A 21,123-nucleotide genomic window follows, 5' to 3' on the forward strand; every position below is an offset into this window, starting at 1 on the left:
CCCATGTGGCGCGTGCTTATTTGGACGGTAACGCCGGCAGCATGACAACCGGATCATGCACGCCGATTTCCGGCGGATGGTCGACGGGGCCGAGTGGATATGTACCTGGCGGGCTCGCGACCAGCGGCGGCGCAATCGGCGCTACCGGCGGAACGTGCCCCGGATGGGGGAGGGCAGGAATCTTCGGAGCTGGAAACTGGTCGTTAAAGCCCAGTTCGATAGCCGCGTCCCCGATCGGCTTGTGCCACCCAAGACCCGCGGCCGGCCCACCGGCCCCATCAACGAAGAACGGCCACGACTGGACGAGCGGCGTCGTAGCCCTTCCCGCTTGGTCGCTGTAGATCTCGATCGCGGGGAAATTCGTCACCGTTCCACCGACGCGAGGACCCCCTGCCGATGGCTCGATCGCGATGGTGCCATTTACGTCGAATGACGTTGCCTTCGCGAGACTTTCGCCGCCTGGCGAGAATGGGTCGGCGGCGCTGTACTTGACCAGGACTGAGCCGTTACTTTGTTGGACGGCCGAGATGCTGGGTGTGCCAGCGCGAATCTGGCCCGTCGTTGCGTCGACCGATGGATTCTGTCGGGCCACGATGATGCCGTTCTCGTAGTCGACAAATATCGAGACCCTTGACTCTTCGGGGCCAACTGTGGGCGAGAAACCTCGGTTATCACCGAGATTGTCGTGGAACGGCGGCCAATCGACCTGGGGGTCCCAAACCGCTCGGCCCGGGATGAACAGGTTCGTGCGCACGACGCCCTGACCGGGCACTGGTTTGATTCGCCCGACAACGATGTTCGGAGGCACACCGCCGTTTTTCGGGTCATAGCTGTGCGGATCCAGGGCCGCGGCGGTATCCCAGTCAGCCGGGGAACTCGGCGGCCGGCCGAAAACCTTTGCGAATGCATCGATTTCATTCTGCCGTTTGTTGGTTATGGGTTCGGCCTTGGATGGCGTCCCAGGGGCATCCACCGGCTGGATTATGGCAGGGTCATAGCCGTCGTTGCTGAGCGTAGTCAACGAACCTTGTAGGCGGTCTGAGTAGCCGTTGCGTAGTGACTGAAGCTGGCCCAGCGCTGATTTGGTGTCGTCGATGGCTTGCTGTTCTAGATGTGAGATGAGCGCCTCGAGCAAGCGTCGATAACCGGGGCTGAGATGGATGTCTTTTTCCTCTTCGACCGCTCGGCCGATTTCGTTGTCGAGCTGCTCGAGCTGGCCTTCCAAATTCGAGATCTGCACTGCGCCGGTTCGCTGTGCCTCCGCTAGCGCGGCCGCGATGTTTTCCAACTCGACGCCGATCTTGGGCAGCTGTTCGGACTGCGCTCCCAGTGACTTGGTTACGCGTTCTACTTCGGCCGAGTCGTTGATCGGGTTCTCGCCGTTGTCCCGATTCCACGATGCCTCGAAGCGGCGACGGGCTTCATCGAAGGCCTTGCTGGACTCGGTAGTGCAACGGGCCGCCGAATGAAACGCCTCTGCCAGGTCGGAAATCTGGGCCGGACGCCCGGCTTGCAGGCTTTGGTTGATCGCCCAAGGATCACCACCGGCCTCGGCGATCAGCGCCGCGATGCTTATGTAGCGCAGCTGCATCGCACTGCCCGCACTCCCGCGACATCGCCCGCCTCCGTGTCAGCGAGCTCAAGGGCAGCCACACACGCAGTGCCCTGAGGCCGGTTCGCCCCCGAGTGCGAGATTCGGCTGTTGACGAACATCGCTACCCTTTCAAGCTGTCCGGTTCGAGATTGCCGCGGCGACCTGTCCGCTGATGCCGAGAGGCTAATCCCAGCAATAGACGCTGGTCAATTCACTGCAATCCCCAAACGAATGGCGAACCAACCGCGCGCTACTCGCTACGGTCGAGCAGATCCGACGACCCCAGCACCCGCTCCACCTGTACCTCGATGACCACCCGTCGCGGGTTGGCCCGGGGGGTCCGATAGCGCTGGGCATAGCGCAGCTCGGCGTCGCGCACGGCGTCGACATCGCTGTTGACCTTGGACCGGCCCTCCAGCGACAGCCACCGAGCCCCATCGACCTGGCTGAGCACCGCCACCCCGCCACGGTCGGCGTTGACGGCCTTCTGAGAACCGCCAGTGGTGATCACCCGCGCGATATGCGTCTTGGGATCGAAGGTGAAACCCACGGCCACCACATGCGGTGAATTGTCGGCGCGAAGCGTGGTCAGCATCGCCAGATGACGTTCGGACAGAAACGCCAGAGCGTCGTCCGTGAGCCGCGTAGTGGTGTTCGCCATCAACGCCCACGCTAGCGCAGGTCATAATCGCAGCCGTGGATGACACGGGCGCAGGTCCGGTACTAATTCTGGGCGGCCGCAGCGAGATCGGCATCGAACTCGCGCGGTGCCTCGCCCCGGAAAGGACGGTGATCCTGGCCGCGCGCCGAGCAGATCAGCTCGACGAGCAGGTTGCGACGCTGACCAAAGCAGGGGCCGCGGCGGTGCACACCAGGGAATTCGACGCCGACGACCTCGCTTCGCACGGCCCGCTGGTCGCCTCGATCGTCGCCGACCACGGCCCCATCGGCACCGCGGTGCTGGCCTTCGGGATCCTCGGCGACCAGGCCCGCGCCGAGGCCGACGCCGCCCACGCGATCTCCATCGTCCAGACCGACTACGTCGCCCAGGTCAGCATGCTCACGCATCTGGCCGCCGCCATGCGGACGGCCGGCACAGGAGCGCTGGTCGTGTTCTCCTCGATCGCTGGAGCGCGCGTGCGCCGCGCCAACTACGTCTACGGCTCGGCGAAGGCGGGCCTGGACGGCTTTGCCAGCGGCCTGGCCGACGCGCTGCACGGCACCGGGGTGCACCTGCTCATCGCCCGGCCGGGGTTCGTCGTCGGGCGCATGACGCAGGGCATGACACCCGCGCCGCTGCCGACCACCCCGCAAAAGGTGGCCGCCGCAACCGCGCGTGCGCTCGCCAAGCGCCGGCGCACGGTGTGGATCCCGTGGGCGCTGGGGCCCGCGTCTGTCGTGATGCGGCTGCTGCCGCGATTCGTCTGGCGAAGGATGCCGCGATGATCACCGTGGTCGGTATCGGCGCCGACGGTATGGCGGGGCTGGCCCCGGCATCGCGCACCGAATTACAAAGGGCAACAATCATTTACGGCGCAAAACGACAACTCGCCCTGCTCGACGACACCGTGGCCGCCGCCCGCTGGGAGTGGCCGTCGCCGCTGCTGCCTGCCCTGCAAGCACTGCCGGTCGACGACGACATCCACGTCGTCGCCAGCGGCGACCCGCTGACGCACGGCATCGGCGGCACCCTGATCCGCCTGTACGGCACCGAGAGGGTGCGGGTGCTGCCGCACGTCTCGGCGGTGACGCTGGCGTGCGCGCGCATGGGCTGGAACTTTCACGACACCGAGGTGATCAGCCTGGTCACCGCGCAGCCACACACGGCGGTGCGCCGGGGCGGCCAGGCGATCGTGTTGTCCAAGAACGCGTCCACACCGAAAGCGCTGGCGGTAGAACTGAACACCCACGGCCGGGGCGAGTCCGAATACAGCGTGCTCGAAAATCTCGGCGGCCCAACCGAACGCCGTCGCGACGGCACCGCGCGCCAGTGGGCCAACGACGCACCCACAGACATCGACGATCTCAACGTCATCGCCATCCGTTACCTGCCCGACGAACGCGTGTCACCGCTGCACGACGACGCGTTCGCTCACGACGGGCAGATCACCAAATACGAAATCCGCGCGGTGACTTTGGCGGCCCTGCGGCCGCGGCCGGGCGCGCGGCTCTGGGACGTCGGCGCGGGCTCGGGCAGCATCGCGGTCGAGTGGTGCCTGCGCTGGAAGGGTTGCAGTGCGGTGGCTTTCGAACGCGACGAGCAACGCCGCCTCAACATCGAATCAAACGCCGCCGCGTCCGGCGTGGAAATCGACGTGCGCGGTGAAGCCCCGGACACGTTCGACGGCGCCCCACCGCCGTCGGTGATCTTCATCGGCGGCGGCCTGACGCAGCCGGGTCTGCTCGACGCGTGCCTCGACAACCTGCCCAGCGGGGGCAGGCTGGTCGCCAACACTGTCACCACCGAGTCCGAAACCGTCCTGTTGCAGGCATATTCACGCCTCGGCGGCCAGCTGCGCCGCTTCCAGCACTATCGGGGCGAGCCGCTGGGCGGCTTCACCGGATGGCGCCCGCAGCATCCGGTCACACAGTGGGCGGTGACAAAACCGTGACGGTGTACTTCATCGGAGCCGGCCCCGGGGCGGCCGACCTGATCACCGTCCGCGGACAGCGCCTGCTCGAGCGATGCCGAACATGCCTCTACGCCGGTTCGATCATGCCCGATGAGCTGCTCGCCCTCTGCCCGCCCGACGCGAAAATCATTGACACCGGCCCGTTGACGCTCGACCAGATCATCGCCGAACTCAAACTCGCGCACGAAGCGGGCCACGACATTGCGCGGCTGCACTCCGGCGACCCGTCACTCTACAGCGCGCTCGCCGAACAGTGCCGCCGGCTCGACGCGCTGGGCATCGACTACGAAATCGTCCCGGGCGTACCGGCTTTCGCCGCAGCCGCGGCCGCGCTCAGACGCGAACTCACCGTCCCCGGCGTCGCGCAGACGGTGACCCTGACCCGGGTGTCCACCCTGTCGACACCCATGCCGCCGAGGGAAGACCTACACACCCTCGCCCAATCCGGCGGCACCCTCGTCCTGCACCTGGCCGCAGCGCAGATCGACGCCATCGTCGAGCAGCTACTAACCAGCGGCTACCGACCCGAAACACCCACCGCGGTAGTGGCTTTCGCCAGCTGGCCGCGCCAGAGCGTGCTGAAAGGCACCCTTGCCGACATCGCCGGGCAAATGCGAGACGCCGCCATCACCAAGACCGCGGTCATCATCGTCGGCGACGTGCTGGCGGCCGAGGGGTTCACCGACAGCTACTTGTATTCGGCCGCGCGCCGCGCCAAAGGCCCACACTGATGCGGGTGCTGCTGCTCGGCGGCACCGCCGAGGCCCGCGCGCTGGCGAAAACGTTGCACCCCAAGGTCGACCTCATCAGCTCGCTGGCCGGCCGGGTACCAGACCCGGCGCTGCCGGTGGGGCCGGTACGCATCGGCGGATTCGGCGGTGTGCACGGCCTAAAGCGATGGCTACAGGAGGAGCGCATCGACGCCGTCGTCGACGCCACCCACCCGTTTGCGGCGACCATGACCGACCACGCCAGCGAAGCGTGCCGCGAATTGCGGATACCCCACCTGGTGTTGGCCCGCCCGCCATGGGACCCCAACAACGCGATCATCGTCACGGATGACAGCAAGGCGGCCGAAGCCGTTGCGCGGCAACGTTATTCACGTGTCTTTCTCACCACCGGCCGTTCCGGCGTCAACGCATTCGCCGGCAGCGACGCCTGGTTCTTGATCCGCACGGTGACCGAACCCGACGCCACCGCGCTGCCGCGCCACCACGAGTTGCTGCTGTCCCGCGGCCCGTATCACTACGACGACGAGTTGGCCATCATGCGTGAGCACCGCATCGACGCGCTGGTCACCAAGAACAGCGGAGGCGACATGACCCGTGCCAAGCTGGATGCCGCTGCGGCGCTGGGCATTCCGGTGGTGATGGTGGCGCGCCCGCCGCTGCCGGCCGGGGTGACGGCGGTGGGCACCGTGCAAGAGGCGGCCGACTGGGTAGCCGGACTGGACTAGCCGGTCAGGTCGTCGCGTTCGGCATCGGCGAGCAGCGCGTCGCGGGCGCGGGCGACCCGCGACCGGATGGTGCCCACCGGGCAACCGCACACGGCCGCGGCGTCGGCGTAGGGCAGCCCGAGCAGCTGGGTGAGCAGCAGGGCCTCGCGTTGTTCGGCGGTGAGGCCGGCGATCATCGTCGTCACCTCGACGAGGTCTTCGAAGCCGCGGGCGTGACGGTCGCCGTTGAGCACCTGCTCGGGATCGGCGCCGGGCGCTGTGCGCGGCCGCGATTGGGCGTGGCGGATGTGATCGGCCACGACACGACGGGCGATGGCCAGCAACCAGGTTCGGGCGGTGGAGCGTCCGGAAAATCGTTCGATCGCGCCGATCGCCCGCAGGTACGTCTCCTGTGTCAGGTCGTCCGCGACGCCCGCGTCCGACAGATAGGTGACAAAGCGCCACACGTCTTGCTGGGTGGCCTTGATGAACGCCTCGAGCGCTCGCGCATTCCCGCGTGCAGCCGCCAAAGCGAGTTCGGTAACGGCCTCGTCGTCGCTTGACGCGGTCATGGCCAACCACCTTAGTTGCGCGGGCACGGCGAGTCTACGACGGGTTGTCGTAGAGGCGGCAAGGGGGCCTGACGACCGGTTGATCGGCCATAGGTGTCCACGGCGCCGAGCATGACCCGACGCGGTGGGCGGGCTGGGGTGCTCAACATCGGCGTCGCTGTCGCGCCTGCGCGGCCGATGCGACCCGGCGCGCTCCCGCGCCACCAGCAACGTGAATACGAGGCCCAGTAGCACCGGCACGTGACTGGCGATGCGTGCCACGGTGACCTCGCCGTTGAATGCGTCGACGATCACGTAGCTCAACAGCGCGACCGAATACACGCCGGTGATCGCCGCGACCCCGATGGCGGTGACGGGCCAGATGCCCGCGGCCATCATCGCCAGGCCCAACGCCAGCAGCCATGCGGTGGACTCGTGCATCAGATGCTCTCCGGACATCGCGCCGTGCATGTGCATCGACACCATGCCGAAATTGGTTCCACTGATTTGGGCCGCGGCGATCGCGACCTGGAACGCGCCGACGCCGATCAGGCCCCAGCGCCGATAGTGCGATCGCAGCCAGCGCATCGCGCGCTGATACGCGGTGGACTCGGCGGCGGCGCTCGCCAGAATCTTGTCGACGAGATCCGGTGCATCGCCGGGCTCCATCGAGGCCAGCCGGCGGGTCTGCACGGCGGCACCGATCAGCCAGGCGCGGCAACTTCGGCACGATTCCAGATGCGCGTCGACCTGCTGCGCGAGCACTTGGGGACGCTCGCCGTCCAATCGCGCGGAAAGCGCCTCACGGGCAACGTCACACCGCATCCCTGCATCGTTGCGCATGCCCGGTCCGCGCGCAAAGGGCGCGCGAAAAATGACGTGGAACCAAACCGCACGGCAAACCGACCACTGGAGGCAAGCACCCTCACACTCACGAACACTCATCGAAGAGGTATCCGTGTTTCCGCTCGAAGGCCGCCGACGATGACCGCCCCGATCTGGATCGCCTTTCCGCCGGAGGTGCATTCGACATTGCTCAGCAGCGGCCCGGGACCCGGGCCGCTGTTTGCCGCGGCGGCAGCGTGGACGTCCCTGGGCACCGAATATGCCACGGCAGCAGACGAACTCGTCGCGTTACTGGGCGCCGTGCAGGGTGGCGCATGGGATGGGCCCAGCGCCGAACAATACGTGGCGGCACACGTCCCCTACTTGAGCTGGCTGATCGACACCGCCAGCAAGAGCACCGCGGCGGCAACATTGCACACGACGGCGGGCGCCGCCTACACCACGGCGCTGGCCACCATGCCGACGCTGGCCGAGCTCGCGGCAAACCACGCCACCCACGCCGTGCTGGTCGCCACCAACTTCTTCGGCGTCAACACAATCCCGATCGCGGTGAACGAAGCGGATTACGCGCGCATGTGGGTACAGGCAGCCACGACGATGACCACCTACCAGGCCGTCAGCGAATCCGCCATGGCGGCGGTTCCGGCGACGACGCCCGCGCCGCAGATAGTCACTCCGGGCGGCGAGGTCCAGGCAGCGGCAGCGAATACGGCTTCCGAGACTCCTACCGTCACCTCGTGGCAGGACGAGCTAGCGAAGGCACTTTCGGACTTCACCCAAAACATCCTCTGGCCGCTCGGGAAGGAGATATACCCCGACGGCTGGCCCATTGACGCGGTGCCATTTGCCAACGCGGTGTCCTCCTTCTTCATGCAAATTCCCGGCATGAGCCCCGCGCTGGCCACAGCGTTGGGTTGGTTCATCTTTCATTCGTTGATGCTCGTCTGGCCCTTAGTACAAGCGGCTCAGCTGGGAGTAATGCTTGCCCCGGTCATGATCGCGGCTGTCTCCGCCGCCGCTGCCGCAGGTGTGGCCGCGGCTGTTGCCGGTGCTGTGAGTGCCGCCGCCGCCGCTGCGCCGGCAGTGAGCGTGCCGTTGGCAACGGCACCGCCGGCGCCGATGGCCACCACGCCGGCTCCGACGCCGACAATGTCCACCAGCACCCCGGCGAACGCGAGCACCGCCACGGCTTCCAGCCCGGCGCCAAGTGTGGCCACGGCGTCGGGTGGCGGACCGGTCGGCGGCGGACCCGGAGTTGGCTTCGGCCCGACGGCGACCGACGGAATCGGCGCGGGAATCTCCGACTCGCTGTATGCCGTGGGCCTGTCCGGACTGTCGGGACGCAGTAGCGCCCAAAGCCGGGCGCGCCGCAAGTCCGGGGAACCGGCGCCCGACGACGCCGACGCACCGGCCGCCGCGGCAGCGGACCAGCGAGCCCGGGCCCGCCGACGGCGCGGGGCAACGGCCAAGGACCTCGGATACCGCTACGAATTCATGGACCCGGAGGGCGCCTGGGCTTCCGCGCAGAGCGCTGGACCGCTCGGATTTGCCGGGGCCGCAGCCAAATCCGATGGACCCCAGCCCGCGGGGCTGATCACCGTGACCGGCGACGGGTTGAGCGACGGCCCGACCGTGCCCATGATGCCGGGCAGCTGGGACCAGGACTAGGGAAAGAGGTCTTCAGCCGGCGGCCCACTGTTTGGCGCGCTCGAGCTCGTCGAGGCCGAACAGGGCGAGCTCGCCGGGGACCAGCCACGCCAGCGCATGCAGGGTATGGGCGACCCACTCCTTGTCGGACACTACGGCGATTCGCTTGAACGCCGAATGATGCGGCAACACAGTGCCCAAGCCCAGCTTGATATCTTCGACCAACCCGCCGGGCCCGAAGCCCTCGTAGTCCGGCTCGATGACCTCAACGATCCTGATCTCGCCGGTCTTCACCAGTTCCTCGACGGCGGGCCTGACCTCGCGCAGTTCGTCACCGCTCAGCCGGCCCGATACGCGGATGCCGATCACACCCTCGGGCACGTCGTGCAGCAGTTCGATCATCGACTTCTCCTTCCGTTAGGTCGGGTAGCGACGCGGGGTGAACACCCGGTCACCGAAATCGTCTGTGTACCACTGGGTTTGCGAGGATCCGACGATCAGCAGGCAGCGCATGTCGATCTCGGCGGGGTTGAGATCGGCCAGCCGCACCACGCGCACGTCTTCGTCCGGACCGGAAACGCTGCGGCCGATCACTACCGGAGTGCCGGGTTCGCGGTGTGCGAGCAGCACGTCGCGCATCGCGGCCACCTGCCAGGTCCGCGACTTCGAGGCCGGGTTGTAGATGGCCAGCACCAGATCGGCCGCGGCCGCGGCGGCCAGCCGGGCCGAAATGACATCCCACGGCTTGAGCCGGTCCGACAGCGAGATCACCGCGTAGTCGTGGCCCAACGGCGCGCCCACCCGGCTGGCGACGGCCTGCGCGGCGGTCATCGCGGGAATCACGCGGATCCGCACCCCCGGCCATTGTTTGGCCTCTTCCAACACGGCGGTGGCCATGGCGAAAACTCCCGGATCGCCGGACGACACCACCGCGACGGTGCGCCCCTGCTCGGCCAACGCGCACGCCAGCCGCGCACGCGCCGGCTCGTCGGTGTTGTCGCTGGGGTGCCGCCGCTGGCCGTCGCGGACCGGGACGCGATCCAGGTAGCCGTTGTAGCCGATCAGGTCGGTCGCGCCGGCCAGCTCGCGTCGGCTCTGCGGCGTCATCCAGTCGAGGTCGCCGGGGCCCAGGCCCACCACCGCGACGGTGCCCTCGCGCGCCGATTGCCGTTCACCACGGCGTCCGCCCGGCAGCATGGCCAGCGAGAAGTACGGCACGCTGTTCTCGTCGACGTCGGCGGCGGGCAGTATGCGTTCCCCGGCGCCGCTGGCACGCTCCACATAGAACGCTGCGTCCAGCTGTCCGGACGCCGAAAGCGCTTCTCGCACAGCGTGATACGACCGGCCCAGTTTGAGGACCACGGCGGCGTCGGCGTCGGCGAGCCGGCGGGTCAGCTCGGCGACCGGCAGCGTGCCCGGCAGCACCGACAGCACCTCGTCGCCAGCCACCAGCGGCGTCGCGATGGCGGCCGAGGCCGCGCTCACCGACGTCACACCCGGCACGATGACGGCATCGAACCGCTCCGTCAGCCGGGTGTGCAGGTGCATGTACGAGCTGTAGAACAGCGGGTCGCCCTCGGCGAGCAGCGCCACGTTGCGTCCCGCGTCGAGGTGCGCGGCGATCCGTCGGGTGGCCTCGGCGTAGAAGTCCTCCATCGCGCCGGCGTACCCGCCGGGATGATCTGTCGCCTCGGTCGTCACCGGATAGACCAGGTGCTCCTCGATCTGGCCGGGCCGCAGATACGGTTCGGCGATGCCGCGCGCGATGCTGCGGCCGTGCCGGGCGCTGTGATAGGCCACCACGTCCGCTTCGCCGATCACCCGGGCGGCCTTGACGGTCACCAACTCCGGGTCGCCGGGGCCAAGCCCGACTCCCCAGAGCCTGCCGCGGGATGTCATTCGCTGTTGCTCGCGATCGCGTTGACGGCCGCGGCGGCCATGGCGCTGCCGCCCCGGCGGCCGCGCACCACCAGATACGAGATGCCGCGCGGACGCTCGATCAGCTCCTGCTTGGACTGCGCCGAGCCGACGAATCCGACCGGCCCGCCCAGCACCGCGACCGGCGGCGCCACTCCCTCGTCCACGAGTTCGAGCAGCCGGAACAGGGCGGTCGGGGCGTTGCCGATCGCCAGCACGGCCCCGTCCAACCGGTCTGCCCACAGCTCCACGCCGGCCGCCGAGCGGGTGGTCTGCCGGCGAGCCGCCAGGTCGGCCGCGCCCGAGTCGGCCACCAGCGACACGACCTGGTTGTCGGCGGGCAGCCGCGCGGTCGTGATCCCGGCGGCCACCATCGACGAATCGCACAGGACCGGGGCGCCGCCTTGCAGCGCGGCGCTGGTTCGCGCGACGACGTCGTCGGTGAAGGCGACGTGTTCGGCGACATCGACCTGTCCGCAGGTGTGGATCAGCCGGACCACGACCCGAGCCACGTCGTCGGGAAATCGCGATAGGTCGGCCTCCGCGCGGATGGCCGCGAACGACTGGCGATAGATCTCCGCCGCGTCGCGGATGTAGTCGAGCACGTGCTCACCCTAAGCGCTAGCCTCGCAGCAGCCGGTAGCCCTGTCCGCTGGCGACCAGCACCTGACCGGCGGGTGGGCTGCCGCACGCGCGTTCGCAGCCGACGAAGTGACGATGCACGGCCGAATCCGCGTCGAGCGACAGCGCCGCGTCGGCCCGCACGTCGGCAGCCGAATGTTCGCACCCGGGGCTGCCGATGCAGGCGCTGACGTTGAGCCAGGGGGAGTTCTCGTCGAACACCAAGCCCAGCGGGGCGAGGACGCGCAGCGCGGCGTCGGCGACGGCCTCCTCGACGTCGCACACCAGTACCGACCGCCACGGCATGACCACCAGCGGCGCCTCGATCGCGGCGAGGTACTCCGCGACGCGCGCGGGCAGCGCCCCCAGGGGCACAGCCGCGCCCAGCGCGATCCGGCCGTCGTCCTGGTCGATCCAGCCCACCGGTGGCCGGGTGACGGGTGGGAAGGTGGTGTCACCGACCGCCGCGCCGGGAACAAGTCCAGCGATGTCATCCAATTCGCCGATGCGCCAAGCCTTTCCGCGCATCTTGATGAACCGGCGGGCCACTTCCACGAGTGTCTGGATCACGTCGCGCGGGGCCAGCCGGACGCCGGTGTCCCGCCCCGCCAGCAGCAGCGCACAGTCGTCACCCAGGACGTGCACGCCGATGTCGGCGCCCAGCCCCGACACGTCGCCGCGGCCGTCGTCGAGGCTGAACCAGAACCGGCCCCCGAGCTCGGCGAGACTGGGTTCGGCGCAGATCGCCGCGTCCAGCTCACTCACCCAGGGACGCACGTCGGCGCGCCCGCCGGCCCGTCCCGACAGCGGCGACGCGACGATGTTGCGGACGCGCTCATGCGTCGTCGACGGCAACAGCCCGGCGCTGGCGATCGCCTCGGCCGCCGCCGTCACGTCGGTGATGCCGCGTAGTTGCACGTTGCCGCGGGACGTCAGCTCCAGCCTTGCCGAACCGAGCCGGCTCGAGACACCGGCGAGCGCGGCCAGCTGGGCGGCCGCGATCATTCCGCCGGGTAGCCGGACGCGCACCAGCGCGCCGTCGGCCGCCTGATGCGCCTGCAGTGCGCCCGGGCAACCGTCCGTGTCGCGCGATCTGGCCATCCGTTTACGGTACGACCCGGGGACTTTCCGGCGTAACGTGCAGGCCAGCGAGAGGTCGGGTGATTGCCATGGCACAGAAGCGCCCAGTGAAGGTCGCGATCATCGGCGCCGGGATGTCCGGCATCTGCATGGCCGCCAAGCTGCAGGACGCCGGCATCGACTCGTTCACCATTTTCGAGAAGGCCGACGAGGTGGGCGGCACGTGGCGCGACAACACCTATCCCGGACTTACCTGCGATGTCCCGTCGCGCTACTACTCCTATTCGTTCCGGCCGAATCCCAACTGGTCGCACTGGCTCCCGCCGGGTCCGGAGATCCAGGCGTATTTCCAGCGGGTGGCCGACGAACGGGGCATCCGTCCGCACATCCGGTTCGGCACCGTCGTCACCGCGGCCCGCTATGACGACGGGACGTGGCGGCTCACCACCCCCGACGGTGAGGAGACGTTCGACGTGCTCGTCACCGCGACGGGGGTCCTGCGGGTGCCTCGCTATCCGGACATCCCCGGACGGGACACGTTCGCCGGCCCGGCCTTTCACTCGTCGCAGTGGGACCACTCGGTTTCGTTGCCGGACAAGAGGATCGGCCTGATCGGCACCGGTTCGACCGGTGTGCAGATTACCGCGGAGCTCGGCGGCAAGGTGCGCCAGCTGAAAGTCTTTCAGCGCACCGCGCAGTGGGTTTACCCATTCCCTAACCCGCGCTATTCGAAGTTGGCTCAGGCGGCGCTGTCACGGTGGCCCGCGCTGAACGGTCTGCCCTATCGCTTCTGGGGGTGGCTGATGCGGCACTGGTTCGGCGTGGCACCGATCCGCCCGGGCTGGCAGCGCCGTCAGATCCAGGCCTGGTGTCGATGGAACCTGCGGCTGTCGGTGCGCGACCCGCAGCTCCGGGCGAAGCTGACTCCCACCTACCAACCGATGTGCAAGCGGCAGGTGATGGCCGGGCATTTCTACCGGTCCGTACAAAAGCCTGGAGTCGAGATCATCACCGACTCGATCGACCGCATCGAGCCGCGCGGCATCGTCACCGCCGACGGCGCGCTACACGAACTCGACATGCTGGTCTATGCCACCGGATTCGACGCGCGCGCCTACGTGCGTCCACTCGAATTGATCGGGGAGGGCGGAATCACCCTGGACGAGGTCTGGGAGGACGGTCCGATGGCTTATCGGTCTATCGCGGTGCCGGGATTCCCCAATCTGTTCATGCTGATGGGGCCGCATTCGCCGATCGGCAACCAGTCGCTCGTTCCGATCGCCGAGGACCAGGCCGGCTACGTGATGTGGTGGATCGAGCAGCTGCGTGACGGAGCCGTGCGCGCAGCGGCTCCGACCGAGGCGGCAACCAAGGAATACAACGAGCGCATGAAAGCCGCGATGCCGCAGACGATTTGGGTTACCGGCTGCAGCAGTTGGTACCTTGGCAAGGACGGTCTGCCGGAGCTCTTCCCGTGGACGCCCGAGACCCACCGCGAGCTGTTGCGACGACCCGAGCCGACGCACTTCGAGGTGCGCACCGCCTGAGCGCTAGGACGTCCCGGTCCGGCGGGCGTACGAAGCGCGCTTACCCACTTCGACGTCGCTGGTGAAAACGCGGCCGGTACCCAATAGACGCCCAAGTGCCTCCGCGACAGCGCGCGGCATCAAACGCTGGCCCGACAGCGCGATGCCCATCGAGCGGGGAATAGCCACGCGGGGTTTCGGATTGACGATCACTCGAACCACGGCCTGAGCGACGTCGTCTGGCTCGACGTTCTTGAAGCCGCGCGCGTGTCCGATGCCCGCGACCATCTCGGTGTTCGTCAGCGTCGGCATGATCGCCGAGAAGTGGACGCCGCTGCCACGGTTCTCCATGCGAACGGTGTCGGTGTAGCCGAGGACGGCATGCTTTGTGGCGCAATAGGTTGCGATGCCCTCGGTCGGCAGCACGCCGCCCAGAGAGGCGATGTTAACGATGTGCCCTCGGCGACGCGGCAGCATCCGCTGGGCGCCCAACTTGGTGCCCAGGATCACGCCGAAAATGTTGACGTCAAGTAGTTGCCGGGTCACGGCATCGGCCTCGTCGATCGCGCTACCCACCGCGATGACGCCCGCGTTGTTCACCAAGACGTCGAGCGGCCCGAGTCGGTCTTCGACAGCGTCGAGAAACTCCGTGAAGGATTGGCGGTCGGTCACGTCCAATTTGCGGGAAAGCTCGAACGGGCGGCCGGCCTCCTTTGCGGCAGATTCGTCGATGTCGCCTATGGCGACGTGGGCGCCCAAACCGTCCAGAACCGTGGCGATGGCCAGGCCGATTCCGCGCGCTCCGCCGGTGACAGCGATGACCTTGCCCGTGACCGAGGTTGCGTTCATTGCCTCACGCTAGCCGTACCGCCGCCGGTTGCCGAGCCCCGCTGCGGTACGAATGGTGGGTGGCCGAGCCGACCATCCTGCTGCTGTCGACATCCGACACCGACCTGATCAGCGCACGGTCCAGCGGCAAAAACTATCGGTGGGCCAATCCGTCGCGGCTGTCCGACCCCCTAGCCGATTCAGAACTGGGTGACCTGTTATCCGGCGCCGCGATCGTGGTGGTCCGGATCCTCGGTGGCTATCGGGCGTGGCAAAGCGGCATCGACACAGTGGTCGCCAGTGGGGTGCCGACGGTGCTGGTCAGCGGTGAGCAGGCGGCCGACGCGGAATTGACCGGCCTGTCCACGCTGGCCGCCGGCATCGCGGTGCAGGCGCACATCTACCTCGCCCACGGCGGGGTCGAGAACCTGCGTCAGCTGCACGCCTTCCTTTCGGACACCGTGCTGATGACTGGGTACGGTTTCACCCCGCCGGTGGTGACGCCGACGTGGGGCGAGCTGCGGCGCCAAGACGCCGCGAACACAGAAGGCCCGACGATCGCGGTGCTGTACTACCGCGCGCAGCACCTGGCAGGCAACACCGCATACATCGAATCGCTTTGCCGGGCCATCGAGGACGAGGGTGGGCGGCCGCTGCCGGTCTACTGCGCGTCGCTGCGCACCGCCGAACCGGAGCTGCTGCAACGGCTGAAAGACGCCGACGCCATGGTCGTTACCGTGCTGGCGGCCGGGGGACTGAAGCCGGCCACGGTGTCCGCCGGCGGGGACGACGACAGCTGGAACGTCGAACACCTTGCGGCGCTGGACATCCCGATCCTGCAGGGCCTGTGCCTCACCAGCCCGCGCGATCAGTGGCGCGACAACGACGACGGGCTCAGCCCGCTCGACGTGGCCAGTCAGGTGGCGGTCCCGGAGTTCGACGGGCGCATCATCACGGTTCCGTTCTCGTTCAAGGAGATTGACGACGACGGCCTGATCTCCTATGTCGCCGACCCGGAACGCTGCTCGCGCGTCGCGGGCCTGGCGGTCCGCCACGCACGGCTGCGGCACGTCGCACCCGCGCAGAAGCGCGTGGCTCTGGTGTTTTCGGCGTATCCCACCAAGCACGCCCGCATCGGCAACGCGGTCGGACTGGACACCCCGGCCAGCGCGGTCGCGCTGCTGCGTGCGATGCGCGAGCGCGGGTATCGGGTGGACGACCTTCCCGGGGTGGAGTCCAACGACGGCGACGCGCTGATCCACGCGCTGATCGAACGCGGCGGGCAGGATCCCGACTGGCTCACCGAAGGGCAACTCGCCGGCAACCCGATCCGGGTGTCCGCCAAGGACTATCGCGAGTGGTTCGCGACCCTGCCGGCCGAACTCACCGACGCCGTCCAAGAGCACTGGGGGCCGCCGCCCGGCGACCTCTTCGTCGACCGCAGCATCGATCCCGACGGCGACATCGTCATCGCTGCGATGCAGGCGGGCAATCTGGTGCTGATGGTCCAGCCGCCCCGCGGTTTCGGCGAAAACCCCGTTGCCATCTATCACGATCCGGATCTGCCGCCCAGCCACCACTACCTGGCGGCCTACCACTGGCTGGACACCGGCTTCAAAGCCGATGCCGTCATCCATCTGGGCAAGCACGGCAACCTGGAATGGCTGCCCGGAAAGACGCTGGGCATGTCGGCGGCATGTGGATCCGACGCCGCGCTGGGGAACCTGCCGCTGATCTACCCATTCCTGGTCAACGATCCCGGGGAGGGCACCCAGGCCAAGCGACGAGCGCACGCGGTGCTCGTCGACCACCTCATCCCGCCGATGGCCCGCGCCGAAACCTACGGCGACATCGCGCGTTTGGAGCAGTTGCTCGACGAGCACGCTAACGTCGCCGCGCTTGACCCCGGCAAGCTGCCCGCCATCCGCCAGCAGATCTGGACGCTCATCCGGGCCGCCAAGATGGATCACGACCTGGGCCTGACCGAGCGACCCGCCGAGGACTCGTTCGACGACATGATCCTGCACATCGACGGCTGGCTGTGCGAGATCAAGGACGTCCAGATCCGCGACGGCCTGCACGTCCTCGGCCAAAGGCCCACGGGCGAGACCGAACTCGATCTGGTGTTGGCTATTCTGCGGGCCCGCCAGCTGTTCGGTGGGGAGCAGGCCATTCCCGGCCTGCGAGAGGCGTTGGGCCTGGCCGAGGACGGCACCGACGAGCGGACGTCAGTTGACGAGGCGGAGGCCGCCGCCCGTGAACTGGTCGCCGCGCTGCAGGCGAGCGGATGGGATCCCGACGCCGCCGAACGCCTCACCGGCGACACCGAAGTGGCAAGAGTTCTGCGGTTCGCGGCCGCCGAGGTGGTGCCCCGGCTGGCCGGCACGGCAGCCGAAATCGACCAGGTGCTCAGGGCGCTGGACGGCCGGTTCATTCCGGCCGGTCCGTCGGGTTCGCCGCTGCGCGGCCTGATCAACGTGCTGCCCACCGGACGCAACTTCTACTCCGTCGACCCCAAGGCGATCCCGTCCCGGCTGGCGTGGGAAGCCGGTGTGGCGCTGGCGGATTCGCTGCTCGCCCGGTATCGGAACGATCATGGCCGCTGGCCGCAATCGGTGGGGCTGTCGGTATGGGGTACCTCGGCCATGCGCACCGCCGGTGACGATATCGCCGAAGTCCTTGCGCTGCTGGGCGTTCGACCGGTCTGGGACGACGCGTCGCGGCGGGTCGTCGGTCTGACCCCGATGCCGCTGGCCGAGCTGGGCCGGCCGCGCATCGATGTGACCGTTCGGATCTCCGGGTTCTTCAGGGACGCCTTCCCACACGTCGTGACGATGCTAGACGACGCGGTACGGTTGGTCGCCGAGCTCGACGAGCCGGAGCAAGACAACTACGTACGCGCGCACGCCCAGGCCGACCTGGCCCAGCATGGCGATCAACGCCGATCCACCACAAGGATTTTCGGATCCAAGCCGGGAACATATGGCGCCGGCTTGCTACAGCTGATCGACAGCCGCAACTGGCGCGACGATGCGGACCTGGCGCAGGTGTACACGGCGTGGGGCGGGTTCGCCTACGGACGTGACCTGGACGGACGCGAGGCCGTCGACGACATGAACCGCCAGTACCGGCGAATCGCGGTGGCCGCCAAGAACACCGACACCCGCGAACACGACATCGCCGACTCCGACGACTACTTCCAATACCACGGCGGGATGGTGGCCACCGTGCGGGCGCTCACCGGCCAAGCGCCCGCCGCCTACATCGGCGACAACACCAGGCCCGACGCGATCCGCACCCGCACCCTGTCGGAGGAGACCACCCGGGTATTCCGCGCCCGCGTCGTCAATCCCCGCTGGATGGCCGCGATGAGACGGCACGGCTACAAGGGTGCCTTCGAGATGGCCGCGACGGTCGACTACCTGTTCGGCTACGACGCCACCGCGGGGGTGATGGCCGACTGGATGTACGAACAACTCACCGAGCGCTACGTGATGGACGCCGAGAACCGCAAGTTCATGGCGGAGTCCAACCCGTGGGCGCTGCACGGCATGGCCGAGCGGCTGCTGGAGGCGGCCGGCCGGGGCATGTGGGCGGATCCGCAACCGGAAACCCTCGACGGGCTGCGTCAAGCGCTGCTGGAAACCGAGGGTGACCTGGAGGGCTGATCCGGGCTTCTCCGAAATCGCCGCCCCGGTCGCGAACGTGCGGCTAGCCGCACACTCGCAGCCGAACGTGCGGCTGGCCGCACACTCGGCATGAGAGGGCCACCGTCAGGAGTCTTCTCGCGGAGTAGGTTGGCAGCGTGACCCCAAGCTTCGCCGACCTCGCCAAGTCGGAATACATCCTGCTGACCACCTTCACCAAAGACGGCCGCCCCAAGCCCGTGCCAATCTGGACCGCCGTGGATAAGGAGCGCGGCGACCGTTTACTGGTGATCACCGAGGAAAAGTCGTGGAAGGTCAAGCGGATCCGGAACACCCCGCGCGTGACGCTAGCCACCTGCACCATGCGCGGCCGCCCGACCAGCGAGCCGGTCGAGGCGACCGCGACCATTCTCGACAAGTCGCACACCGCCGCCGTCTACGACGCGATCGGCCAGCGCTACGGCATCGTGGGCAAGGTGTTCAACTTCTTTAGCAAGGCGCGCGGCGGCATGGAAAAGAACGTCGGGCTCGAGCTCAAAGTGGCCGCGCCCTAACGCAAATGGGCACCGTCCTGATTCCGATCCCGGACCGCGACTTCGACCCCACCGAGGTCGCCGTCAGCTGGCGCGTCCTGACCAGGAACGGTCATCGGGTGGTGTTCGCCACCGAAAGCGGCTCGGCGGGGGTGGCCGACGACATCATGGTCACCGGCCGTGGACTCGACATCTGGTCTGCGCTACCGATATTCGGGGCCATCCCGGTCATCGGGCTGATGCTGCGGGCCAACAAAGACGGTCGCGATGCCTACGCCGCGATGGTCGATTCGACCGAATTTCGGCATCCCCTCAGCTGGTCTCAGGCCACCCTCGACGACGTCGACGCACTGCTCCTGCCCGGCGGACACCGCGCCCGCGGAATGCGCAGCTACATCGACAGCGACATACTGCACCGGTTGGTGGTGGACGCCTTCGCCCGCGGGATGATCGTGGCCGCGATCTGCCATGGTGTGCTGCTCGCTGCGCGCAGCGTCGATCCCGGCACGGGTCACTCCGTGCTCTACGGGCACAGGACCACGGCGTTGACGTGGGCAATGGAACGGCTCGCCTGGCGGCTCACCCGCCGCACCCGATTCCGGGACCCCGACTACTACCGGACCTACACCGAGCAGCCCGGCCAGCCCGGCGGATACATGTCGGTGCAGTCCGAAGTCACCCGAGCCCTTAAAGATCCGGCAGATTTTTGCGACGTCGTCCGCGGAGAACCGCACTGGCGGCGCAAATCCTCGGGAATGGCAAGGGATACCGCGACCGACTCGCGGCCGGCATTCGTCGTCGACGACGGCAACTACATCTCGGCGCGCTGGCCCGGCGACACGCACACCTTCGCCACCGTTTTGTCGCGGAAGCTCTGACGGCACTAAGTCGTCGCGCCGGCCCCCAGATGCTCGCCGAAGAACGCGAAGACCCGGTCCCACGCATCGTCGGCCGCCGCCCGGTTGTAGCCGAAGCCGACGACGCGAAGCAGCGGCTGGGCGGGGAGCTGGTTCGCGAAGCTGTGGCCCGCACCGGGGTAGGCCTTGATATCGGTGGTGATCCCCTTGGCGGCCGTCACCTCGCGAAATTTCTTGGGTGCGCCGACGCCTAGCGGGTCACGACTGCCGAAGCTGGCGACGATCGGGCACGCCCCGTCTAGTGTCTCGCTCAAATTGCGCGGCAGTGGCGTGCCGTAGAACGGCGCGGAAGCACCAAAACCCTTGGGCGACATAATGAGTGAGAAACCACCACCCATGCAGAAGCCGGCGATGCCCACGCGGCCGGTGCATTCCGGCATCGACTGCAAGTGATCGCGAGCGGCCAGGATGTCGTCGAGCGCGCGACCACGCTTGGTCAGCAGCTCGCGCATGACTCTCGTGATGCATCGCGCGCGACCACCCCTGGCGTACATGTTCGGGGTCAGCGCCAGATAGCCCGCCTGCGCGATGCGCCGCGAAATCAGTTCATTGTCGGGGCCGTAGCCGACCGCATCGTGGATCACCACCACACCAGGCCAGGGGCCGTCGCCGTGGGGAATGCCCAGCAGCGCATCGATGGGTCCGTCCGGGGCCTCGATCTGAATCGTCGTCATAGCGTCATCTAACTGCAGCCGGGTCGTGCCTCACCAGGGGAACTCAGCGCCGGTCCGCGGACGTTGGCGTGACATGCTGTCGCGGCTGTTGCTCGTCTATGCGGTCGTCGAACTTGCGGTGATCTTCGCGCTGGTGTCGACGATCGGGTGGGGCTGGACCCTGCTGGTGCTGCTGGCCACCTTCCTGCTCGGGTGGGGCCTCTTGGCGCCGATGGCCGGGTCGCAGCTCATTCGCCAACTCGGGCAACTGCGATCGGGCCTGACCGAACCGCAGGCCGCGGTGAACGACGGCGCAATGGTCGGTTTGGCCATGGCGCTGGTCTTGGTTCCCGGGCTGGTCACCACGGTGTTGGGACTGTTGTTGTTGGTGCCGCCGATACGGGCGGTTGCCGGCCCCGGCCTGAGCGGGATCGCGCTGCGCGGGCTGCGCGGGCGGGCACCGCTGATCACCCAGACGACGGTCTTCACGACCGGCCCTCGCCGCGGCCAAGCCGCCGACGGCCGCGACTACATCGACGGCGCCTACATCGACGGCGAGGTCATCGACGGGGAGGTCATCGACGTGCACGACGTCGAGCTGCCACCGCGGCCCCCGTCGACGCCGGGATCGATCTAAGTTTTGGCGTGTGGCGCAAACCGATCGTCGGCCTACGACGCTGCTGCTGAACGGCCGG

General features: G+C 68.0%; 19 protein-coding genes and 1 pseudogene. 10 read left to right on the forward strand and 10 right to left on the reverse strand.

Annotated features, from left to right (window positions below; translation table 11 throughout):
• Positions 1 to 16: 16 nt before the first annotated feature.
• Positions 17 to 1,591: a hypothetical protein gene (locus tag A5736_RS25890; protein WP_076245279.1), complete on the reverse strand. Its 1,575-nt coding sequence runs from the start codon at positions 1,589 to 1,591 to the stop codon at positions 17 to 19.
• 253 nt (positions 1,592 to 1,844) lie between these two features.
• Complete coding sequence (locus tag A5736_RS06975; RefSeq protein WP_076058517.1) at positions 1,845 to 2,255, reverse strand: F420-dependent biliverdin reductase; 411 nt, start codon at positions 2,253 to 2,255, stop codon at positions 1,845 to 1,847.
• Positions 2,256 to 2,290: 35 nt separating this feature from the next.
• Between A5736_RS06975 and A5736_RS06980 the strand changes: the two genes are divergently transcribed.
• The 4 genes from A5736_RS06980 to A5736_RS06995 are packed head-to-tail and all read left to right on the forward strand — an operon-like array spanning position 2,291 to position 5,683.
• The gene (locus A5736_RS06980) at positions 2,291 to 3,040 is read left to right on the forward strand and encodes an SDR family NAD(P)-dependent oxidoreductase (protein ID WP_076245281.1); all 750 of its coding nucleotides are present in this window, start codon (positions 2,291 to 2,293) and stop codon (positions 3,038 to 3,040) included.
• Positions 3,037 to 4,206: a precorrin-6y C5,15-methyltransferase (decarboxylating) subunit CbiE gene (gene cbiE / locus A5736_RS06985; protein ID WP_076245283.1), complete on the forward strand. Its 1,170-nt coding sequence runs from the start codon at positions 3,037 to 3,039 to the stop codon at positions 4,204 to 4,206. The genes A5736_RS06980 and cbiE overlap by 4 nt, the downstream gene beginning before the upstream one ends.
• A complete protein-coding gene (cobM, locus tag A5736_RS06990) occupies positions 4,203 to 4,958 on the forward strand; it encodes a precorrin-4 C(11)-methyltransferase (RefSeq protein WP_076245317.1) in 756 nt (251 codons plus the stop codon). The genes cbiE and cobM overlap by 4 nt, the downstream gene beginning before the upstream one ends.
• The gene (locus tag A5736_RS06995; RefSeq protein ID WP_139333179.1) at positions 4,955 to 5,683 is read left to right on the forward strand and encodes a cobalt-precorrin-6A reductase; all 729 of its coding nucleotides are present in this window, start codon (positions 4,955 to 4,957) and stop codon (positions 5,681 to 5,683) included. Before cobM ends, A5736_RS06995 begins: the two co-directional genes overlap by 4 nt.
• On the opposite strand, the gene sigC is transcribed toward A5736_RS06995, so the two are convergent.
• Complete coding sequence (sigC, locus tag A5736_RS26695) at positions 5,680 to 6,234, reverse strand: RNA polymerase sigma factor SigC (RefSeq protein ID WP_233148105.1); 555 nt, start codon at positions 6,232 to 6,234, stop codon at positions 5,680 to 5,682. The two genes, A5736_RS06995 and sigC, sit on opposite strands and share 4 nt — an antisense overlap.
• A gap of 174 nt (positions 6,235 to 6,408) precedes the next feature.
• Positions 6,409 to 7,239 (reverse strand): annotated as a pseudogene (locus tag A5736_RS26700) (DUF2275 domain-containing protein); the annotation flags it as partial.
• Here A5736_RS26700 and A5736_RS07005 point away from each other — a divergent pair.
• A complete protein-coding gene (locus tag A5736_RS07005; RefSeq protein ID WP_076245287.1) occupies positions 7,198 to 8,727 on the forward strand; it encodes a PPE family protein in 1,530 nt (509 codons plus the stop codon). The pseudogene A5736_RS26700 and the gene A5736_RS07005 overlap by 42 nt on opposite strands.
• Positions 8,728 to 8,739: 12 nt before the next feature.
• Here A5736_RS07005 and A5736_RS07010 read toward each other — a convergent pair whose 3' ends face one another.
• Genes A5736_RS07010 through cobG form a run of 4 tightly spaced genes read right to left on the reverse strand, consistent with a single transcriptional unit; the run spans position 8,740 to position 12,345 of the window.
• The gene (locus A5736_RS07010) at positions 8,740 to 9,108 is read right to left on the reverse strand and encodes an STAS/SEC14 domain-containing protein (RefSeq protein WP_076127981.1); all 369 of its coding nucleotides are present in this window, start codon (positions 9,106 to 9,108) and stop codon (positions 8,740 to 8,742) included.
• Positions 9,109 to 9,123: 15 nt separating this feature from the next.
• Positions 9,124 to 10,605, reverse strand: coding sequence for a precorrin-2 C(20)-methyltransferase (locus tag A5736_RS07015; RefSeq protein WP_076245289.1), 1,482 nt, complete (start codon positions 10,603 to 10,605; stop codon positions 9,124 to 9,126).
• Positions 10,602 to 11,228 carry a precorrin-8X methylmutase gene (locus A5736_RS07020; protein WP_076245291.1) on the reverse strand — a complete coding sequence of 209 codons (627 nt, stop codon included), beginning with the start codon at positions 11,226 to 11,228 and terminating at the stop codon, positions 10,602 to 10,604. Before A5736_RS07020 ends, A5736_RS07015 begins: the two co-directional genes overlap by 4 nt.
• Before the next feature lie 16 nt (positions 11,229 to 11,244).
• On the reverse strand, positions 11,245 to 12,345 hold the full coding sequence (gene cobG / locus A5736_RS07025) for a precorrin-3B synthase (RefSeq protein WP_076245293.1): 1,101 nt from the start codon (positions 12,343 to 12,345) through the stop codon (positions 11,245 to 11,247).
• Between the two features lie 68 nt (positions 12,346 to 12,413).
• On the opposite strand from cobG, the gene A5736_RS07030 reads away from it, so the two are divergent.
• Positions 12,414 to 13,871, forward strand: a complete 1,458-nt coding sequence (locus A5736_RS07030; RefSeq protein ID WP_076245295.1) for an NAD(P)/FAD-dependent oxidoreductase — start codon at positions 12,414 to 12,416, stop codon at positions 13,869 to 13,871.
• Positions 13,872 to 13,874: 3 nt separating this feature from the next.
• Here A5736_RS07030 and A5736_RS07035 read toward each other — a convergent pair whose 3' ends face one another.
• Entirely contained in the window at positions 13,875 to 14,699 is an 825-nt protein-coding gene (locus A5736_RS07035; RefSeq protein ID WP_076245297.1) for an SDR family oxidoreductase, read from the reverse strand.
• Between the two features lie 59 nt (positions 14,700 to 14,758).
• Between A5736_RS07035 and cobN the strand changes: the two genes are divergently transcribed.
• From cobN to A5736_RS07050, 3 genes are all read left to right on the forward strand, one after another.
• Positions 14,759 to 18,346, forward strand: coding sequence for a cobaltochelatase subunit CobN (cobN, locus tag A5736_RS07040; RefSeq protein ID WP_076245299.1), 3,588 nt, complete (start codon positions 14,759 to 14,761; stop codon positions 18,344 to 18,346).
• Between the two features lie 137 nt (positions 18,347 to 18,483).
• The gene (locus tag A5736_RS07045) at positions 18,484 to 18,879 is read left to right on the forward strand and encodes a PPOX class F420-dependent oxidoreductase (protein WP_076127998.1); all 396 of its coding nucleotides are present in this window, start codon (positions 18,484 to 18,486) and stop codon (positions 18,877 to 18,879) included.
• A gap of 5 nt (positions 18,880 to 18,884) precedes the next feature.
• On the forward strand, positions 18,885 to 19,736 hold the full coding sequence (locus A5736_RS07050) for a type 1 glutamine amidotransferase domain-containing protein (protein WP_076245301.1): 852 nt from the start codon (positions 18,885 to 18,887) through the stop codon (positions 19,734 to 19,736).
• Between the two features lie 5 nt (positions 19,737 to 19,741).
• On the opposite strand, the gene A5736_RS07055 is transcribed toward A5736_RS07050, so the two are convergent.
• Positions 19,742 to 20,449 carry a dienelactone hydrolase family protein gene (locus A5736_RS07055; RefSeq protein WP_076128003.1) on the reverse strand — a complete coding sequence of 236 codons (708 nt, stop codon included), beginning with the start codon at positions 20,447 to 20,449 and terminating at the stop codon, positions 19,742 to 19,744.
• A gap of 73 nt (positions 20,450 to 20,522) precedes the next feature.
• On the opposite strand from A5736_RS07055, the gene A5736_RS07060 reads away from it, so the two are divergent.
• Positions 20,523 to 21,065, forward strand: coding sequence for an FxsA family protein (locus A5736_RS07060; RefSeq protein ID WP_076245303.1), 543 nt, complete (start codon positions 20,523 to 20,525; stop codon positions 21,063 to 21,065).
• The last annotated feature ends 58 nt before the right edge of the window (positions 21,066 to 21,123 follow it).

Origin of the sequence: Mycobacterium sp. SP-6446, assembly GCF_001954045.1 — a bacterium.
Classification (GTDB): Bacteria; Actinomycetota; Actinomycetes; order Mycobacteriales; family Mycobacteriaceae; genus Mycobacterium.